Consider the following 6,764-nt stretch of genomic DNA (forward strand, 5'->3'; position numbering starts at 1 on the left):
GGGGTCCGGAGGTCGTCACGCGCGCCGTGCTGCCGAGCGTGACCTCGCCCGGGCCGTTCACCACCACCGTGCCGCCGCGCTCGCCGGCGCGAACGCCGTCGGCCGCGACCGTGCCGTGCACGCGGATGCCGCCGCCGACGCCCGTGACCTGGATGGTCCCGGTGCGGTCGCCGACGCTGTCGGCCCGCACCGTGCCGCCGACCGTCACCAGGTCCTGCACCAGCCCGTCCACCGCGCGGGCGGTGATGAGCACGTTGCCGCCCTCGGCGATGATGGTGCCGGTGTTGGTCACCAGCGCCTGCACCGGGCGCCCGTCCGGGCCGAGCGGTGCGGTGCGCACCTGGCCGGTCACGTCGAAGGTGACGAGGCCGTCGCCGTGCAGGTCGATGGTGTGCGTCTCCGCGCCCGCCAGCACGACGGTGCCGAGCCGCGCGCGGACGCGCCCCGAATTCGCGACGCCGGGCGCGACGAGCGCGGCGAGGCCGGCCTCGCGCACCGTGATCTCGCCCTGGTTGACGACCCGCGCGCCGGGCTGGCCGGGACGGTCGAAGGTCAGGCGGCCGCCGGCCATGAAGGCGGCGTTGGTGGTGTCGGCCGTGGTGGCGATGAAGCTCTGCGCCTCCACCACCGCGCCCTGGTGCACCATGATGCCGGCGCCGTTCACCACGACGACCTGGCCGTTCGCCTGGATGCGGCCGGCGATCTCGGTCGGGTTCGCGGAGGTGACGCGGTTCAGCGCGATGGCGCTCGGCGCGGGTTGCTGGAAGGTGACCGTCTGGTCGCGGCCGATGTCGAAGCTGCGCCACTCGATCGCGGTGCGCTGCGAGGATTGCGTGACGACGGTGTTGTTGGGCTGGCGCGCGATGCTCGCCTGGCCGGCGACCACGTTGCCACCTTCCGGACGGGCGTTGGGCGCCGGCTGCGCGAGCGCCTGGCCGAGCGCGAGCGCGAAGCAGGCGGTCAGCGCCGTGCTGGCGAGGAGGTGCGGGCGCGGCAGGCGGATCTGCGGCAGCCGTTTCGCCGCCGGAACGCGGCGGGGGGTCCTCTGGGCCTTGGCCCGGCGCTGGGGAGTGCGCATCGGCGTCTTGTCCTCAGAACCGCGTCAGCACGCGCCAATAGACGGCGTTCGACGAGAGCGGCTCGATCTGGAGCTGGCCCTGCGGGCGCCGCGTCAGCCGCGACACGCCCTCGAGCTGCAATTCCGTCCGGCGATCCACGACGACGCGAACGCCGCCGCCTGCCGAGGACAGGCGCCGGTCCAGCTGCTCGGGCTGCCGTTCCCAGCTCTGGCCCCAGTCGTAGAAGGCGTAGAACTGCGCCGCCACGTCGAAGCTCTGGCCCCAGACCGGCACGGTCCATGCGTCGTCGAGACGCAGCTCGAGGGAGGTGGACAGCGCGCTGTCGCCGGTGACCTCGCCGGCGTAGAAGCCGCGGTTCAGGCGCAGGCCGCCGAGCTGGAACTTCTCGATCGAGGGCAGGATGTCGCGCGTCCACTGCCCGGCGGCGAGGCCGAACAGGTTGACGCTCGCGCCGTCCCAGGGCGAGAACAGGGCCTGGGTGCGGGTGACCTCGCCGTTCACTTTGAAGAAGTCGATCACCTGGCCGATGCGGCCGGCGAACTCGGCGCCCTCGCTGCTCGCGCCGAAGCCCGAGAGGCCCTGGCTGATGCGGAAGGTCGCGGTAGTGAGGCCGGGCAGCGCGTCGCCGAGCAGACGGTCGCGCCGCGCCCATTCGGCGCCCGCGCGCACAGGGCGGAGGCTGTCGAAGCTGGCCCGCGACGGCACGCCGCCCGGGCCTGCCAGCAGCACCTCGTTCTCCAGCGCCTCGACCAGCCCGAACACGGTCAGTGACTGGTCGCGACGACGGATCACCGGATAGATCAGGCCGGCGCTGAACTGCGTGGTCGTGCCCTCGTAGCCGATGGCACGGAGCGAGCCGGAGGGGCGCGTCTCGCCGTAGCCGCCCTGCAGGCGGAAGCGCAGGCCGGAGCTGCCGATGAAGGCTTCGACCGCCGCCTGGCCATAGGTCTGGGTCGCATCGGTGCTGCGGAACAGCACGACATCCGTCCGCTCGCCGTACTGGGTGAAGCTGTTCCCGCTGATGACTGCCACCACCTGGTCCGGGCCGATCAGCTCGTAACCGCGGTTGTCCGCGGCGATGAGGCCCGAGAAGGGCTGGCGCGAGACCTGCGCGATGAGCTGCAGCGCGCCCGGCTCGCCGCCGGGCAGCGGGCGGAGCACCGCGCGCACCGTGACGCCCGGCACCTCCTGCGCGAGCAGCAGCTGCCGCTCGAGCCGGGCCTGGTCGAGCGGGCCGGCGGTGACCAGCCCGTCGAGGAACTTCAGCACCTGCGTCGCCGCGGGGCCGATGTCGCCGTCGAGGCGGACCTCGGCGATGCGGCCTTCCGCCACGACGAAGCGGAGCCGGCCGCCCTGTTCCACCTCGGCGGAGACGGCGGTGAGGGGGTAGCCGCCGTCGCGGTAGCGGCGGAGCAGCGCGAGCCGGGCTTCCTCGATCCGCTCGAGCGGGATGGCGGGCCCGACGAGTCCGGCGACGAGCGGGTCGAGTTCGGCGGGCGCATAGGCCGTCACCCCCTCGATCCGCACCTCCCGGACGACCACGTTCACGTCCGGGGTCGGCGCGGCGGCGGGCGGCGCCGGGGTCTGCACCGCGGGCCCGAGCGCGGGGGGGCGTGCGGGGAGCACACCAGGCAGAGGCGAGCCTTGCGGCACGGGATTGGGCAGGCCCGGACGCGGCGCAGGCTGCGCCAGGCCCTCGACCGGAAGGAGGAGCGGCAACGCCAGGAGCGGCGCGAGCCGTCCGAAACCACGCATGTGCTGTCCTGCCCCCGCAGCGCTGCCGGGCGCTCCCCGGACCGGCAACAAGCTTAGCTAAATCGTTGCTGGTTCAATCGGCAAGCCTTGTCTAAACTTTTTCGTCAATTGTGGCTTGGCTGACGCGCGCGATTGGTGAAGTCTAGGCCACTCACCGCCCGCCGCCGAGGTGCGGGCTACGGGACGGGGCATGTCAGCGACACTGCCGAAGCGCGAGAACGCGATGCTCTCGATGACGCTTGACGGCGTCGCCGAGAAGCTCGTGCCGGTGCGTGTCTCGGTGCGGGAGGCGCTGTCGGAGCCCTATGTCATCGAGGTCGTCGCCGTGCATGAGGGCGACACGCTCCCGGTCGCCGACGTGCTCGAGAAGCCCGCCGTGGTCACGGTGCGCTGGGGCCATGGCGAGCCGAAGCCGGAACGTCACTTCCGCGGCTACGTCGCCGAATACGCCCCGCTGCCGGAGCGGATCGCGGGCTACAACGCCTGCGCGCTGAAGATCGTCCCGAAGGCGTGGCGGCTCGGCCTCGCCAAGGATTGCCGGATCTTCCAGAACAAGACGGCGCAGGAAATCCTGCAGACCATCTTCGACGAGGAAGGGCTGACCACCGTCTTCCGCGTCACCGCGCCCGCGGCGCTGCCCTATGTGACGCAGTACAACGAGAGCAAGCTCCACTTCGCCAAGCGCGTGATGGAGGAGCATGGCTGGTACTTCTTCTTCGAGCACACGGACGAGGGCGCCGAGAAGCTGGTCATCGCCGATGCCAATGCCGGCCTGACCGCGCTTGGCGCGATCCCCGGCGACGGCGCCGCGGTCACGAGCATCCAGCCCACCCACGGCGTCGCGGTGCAGAAGGAAAAGACCGCCGAGTACGACCCGCTGAACCCGGCGACGCTGGTGACGGCGGAACTCAAGACGACCCGCGAATTCGTCGGGCAGCTGAGCCCGGCCGAGAGCTTCACCTGGCCGGCGCTGACCACGGTGACCGACTTGGCGAGCAAGCGCGTCAGGCTGCGCATGGAGGCTGCCGAGGCCGAGGCGCAGCTGCTGCGCGGCAGCGGTGGCTGGGCTCCGCTCACCGCCGGTCACAGCTTCACCGTCGGCGCAGAGGATCCGTTCCTGGCGGCCGGAACCTGGGGCGTCCGCGCCGTCGAACACAGCGCCGTGGACGAAAGCTGGTTCTCCGGCGGCGCGGTGCCGAGCTACGCCAACAGCTTCCAGGTCTTCCCCAGCGCCACGCCCTGGCGCGAACCGCTGGCCACGCCGCGGCCCCGCATGGACGGGCTGCACCTTGCCGTCGTCATCGAATCCTACGCCGACAGCACGGCCGATCCGGACAATCTCGGCCGGGTGAAGATCCGCTTCTTCTGGGACCACCGGGTCGAAAGCACGGCCGGCGATTCGATCTGGGCCCGCGTCGTGCAGCCCTGGGCCGGCAAGGGCTGGGGCGCGATGTTCCTGCCGCGCATCGACACCGAGGTCGCGGTCGCCTTCGTCAACGGCGACCCGGACCATCCGATCGTGCTCGGCGGCCTCTACAACGGCCAGGACACGCCGATCTTCACCGGCGAGACGAACTGGACCAAGTCCGGCTTCCGCACGCGTTCCATCGAAGGGAAGACCAAGAACGGCGGCGCCGAGGAATTCTCGGAGTTCTCCTTCGACGACAAGAAGGGCTCGGAGGTCGTGTTCCTCCATGCCCAGAAGGACTTCAAGATCGAGGTCGAGAACGACCTCAACCTGAAGGTCGACAACTGCCGCGTCGTCGAGATCAAGGTGGACGACAGCGTGCTCGTGAAGGGCAAGCAGGACTACACCGTGAAGGGCAACCAGACCCTCGTGGTGGAGGAAGGCAACCGCACCCTGACGGTGAAGCAGGGCAACCTCGAGACCAAGGTCGACACCGGCAACTACGACATCGGCGTCAAGTCCGGCAACATGGGCACCAAGGTCGACACCGGGAACTACACGCTGAAGACCAGCGCCGGCGCCGTCACCATCGAGGCCGGGCAGTCCATCACGCTGAAGGTGGGATCGAACTCCGTCGTGATCGACAACACCGGCATCACCATCAAGGGCACGATGCTGACCCTGAAGGGCGACGCCAAGGCCGACCTCGTCTCGCCGATGACGACGGTCAAGGGCGACGGCATGCTGACCCTCAAGGGCGGCATGACGATGATCAACTGATGTCGGCGTCCGCGGCTGCCCCCTTCAAGCTCGACGGCCCGCTGCCGGAGCTGCTGGCGCGCATCGACGCGCCGCCCGAGGCGCAGCCGGTGCTGGCCGGCGCGCGCAACGCAGCGGAAGCGATGGAACGGCTCGCCGCCGCCGGCTTCCTGCTGGAGGCGGCGAAGCTCACCGCGCATGCGCTGCCGAAGCGCGAGGCGGTGTGGTGGGCCTGCATGTGCGCGCGCCACACGGCGCCGGAGGGCCTGCCCGCCCTGGTCGAGCTGGTCGCCGCAGCCGAGACCTGGGTGCGCAAGCAATCCGACGAGACGCGGCGCGCCGCCTTCGACCTCGCCCAGGCGAAGGGTCTCGACACGCCGGAGGCGTGGGCCTGCGTCGGCGCCTTCTGGTCCGGCGATTCGATGGCGCCGGCTGGGCTGGCCAAGGTGCCGCCCGCGCCGCATCTCTGCGGCACCGCCGTCGCCGGATCGATCAACCTCGCCGCCGTCCGCGGCGATCCGATGCGCGCCCGCGCGCGGCTCGCCCGCTTCCTTGACTCGGCGCGCGAGATCGCCACCGGCGGCGCCGGCCGCCTGCCGCCGGGAGGCTAACGCCATGCCAGGTTCCGGCTTCCGATGCGTCTGACGCTCTCCACGCTCCGATGCCCCGACGCCGTTCCGCCCGAGACGCGCAGCGTGGGCGGCGGCGAGTTCAGCCTCGGCCGCGCCCCTGACAATTCGTGGGTGCTGCAGGACCCCGAGCGGCACCTGTCGAAGCGCCACTGCGTCTTTGCGTTCCGCAACGGCGGCTGGCAGGTCGCCGACACCTCGACCAACGGCACCTTCCTTAACCGCGAGGCCGAGCCGATCGGCCAGGGCCGCATTCGCGACCTGCGCGACGGCGACCGCGTGCGGCTCGGCGCCTACGAGATCGAGATACGGATCGAGGAGGCTGCCTTCGGTGCCGGGGCCGCGGGTGGCGGCTTCGGCGCCGGGCTCGGCGCTGCCGTGCCGTCGCGCAGCGCCAGCCCCTTCGACGACGATCCCTTCGCGCCCGCTCCGCTCGTCGTGCAGGGCGGGTCGGTGTCGACCGGCACCGGCCTCGGCGCAGGCGCGGGCTTCGGCGCCGATCAGGCGCCGGTCTTCGGCAGCGACTCCCCGCTGCTGCCGGCCGATTTCGACCCGCTCGCGCCGGCCGAGCCGGACCCCTTCACCGGGCCTTCCATCGCGGACCACACGCCCGCCTTCTCCGACGCTTTCCGCCCGCCGCCGGTCACGCAGGGCTTCGGCGCGCCGCCCGCCGCGACCCCGAACCTCCTGCCCGACGACTGGGACCTCGACGAGCCACTGCTCCCCGCGCAGGCCGCGCCGACGCCCGCGCCGCCCGTTGCGCCGGCCGCCCCGGCTGCCGCTTTCCTCGACGACGATCCTTTGATCCCGGCGGCCGCACCCGTCGCGCCTCCCGCGGCAGTCGTGCCGCCTACGACCCCGGCGGCGCCAGCGCCGTTCCTGGACGACGAGCCCTTGATCCCGGCGGCCGCACCCGTCGCGCCGCCCGCGGCGGTCGTGCCGCCTCCGGCAACAGCGGCGCCGACGCCGTTCCTGGACGACGAACCGCTCCTCCCGGCGGCGCCGGTTGCGCCGGTCGCGCCGCATGCTCCGGCGGCCATGCCTATCGCAGCCTCGCCCTTCGCCGAGCCCGACGACGCGCCGCAACCGGTCGCGCCGGTGATCGCGCACTCATTCACGGCCGCAGCGGCGGTC

General features: G+C 72.0%; 5 protein-coding genes. 3 read left to right on the forward strand and 2 right to left on the reverse strand.

Features of this window, described 5'->3' with window-relative positions:
- Positions 1-1,078, reverse strand: a 1,078-nt coding sequence (locus L2I40_RS16225; RefSeq protein WP_237216237.1) for a two-partner secretion domain-containing protein, incomplete at its 3' end; no start/stop codon positions are given.
- Positions 1,079-1,091: 13 nt separating this feature from the next.
- Entirely contained in the window at positions 1,092-2,627 is a 1,536-nt protein-coding gene (locus L2I40_RS16230; RefSeq protein ID WP_237216238.1) for a ShlB/FhaC/HecB family hemolysin secretion/activation protein, read from the reverse strand.
- Between the two features lie 397 nt (positions 2,628-3,024).
- Between L2I40_RS16230 and L2I40_RS16235 the strand changes: the two genes are divergently transcribed.
- The 3 genes from L2I40_RS16235 to L2I40_RS24475 all read left to right on the forward strand — a co-directional run.
- Positions 3,025-5,022: a type VI secretion system Vgr family protein gene (locus L2I40_RS16235; protein WP_237216239.1), complete on the forward strand. Its 1,998-nt coding sequence runs from the start codon at positions 3,025-3,027 to the stop codon at positions 5,020-5,022.
- Positions 5,022-5,612, forward strand: a complete 591-nt coding sequence (locus L2I40_RS16240; RefSeq protein ID WP_237216240.1) for a DUF6931 family protein — start codon at positions 5,022-5,024, stop codon at positions 5,610-5,612. Before L2I40_RS16235 ends, L2I40_RS16240 begins: the two co-directional genes overlap by 1 nt.
- Positions 5,613-5,636: 24 nt before the next feature.
- On the forward strand, positions 5,637-6,764 hold a 1,128-nt coding region (locus tag L2I40_RS24475; RefSeq protein ID WP_272910977.1), incomplete at its 3' end, for a type VI secretion system-associated FHA domain protein.

It is taken from the genome of Falsiroseomonas oryziterrae, from assembly GCF_021864505.1.
In the GTDB taxonomy this organism is placed as follows: Bacteria; Pseudomonadota; Alphaproteobacteria; order Acetobacterales; family Acetobacteraceae; genus Falsiroseomonas; species Falsiroseomonas oryziterrae.

Coding starts and splice junctions, on each gene's coding strand:
- L2I40_RS16235 (WP_237216239.1), top strand. CDS start 3,025: ATGTCAGCGACACTGCCGAAGCGCGAGAACGCGATGCTCTCGATGACG.
- L2I40_RS16240 (WP_237216240.1), top strand. CDS start 5,022: ATGTCGGCGTCCGCGGCTGCCCCCTTCAAGCTCGACGGCCCGCTGCCG.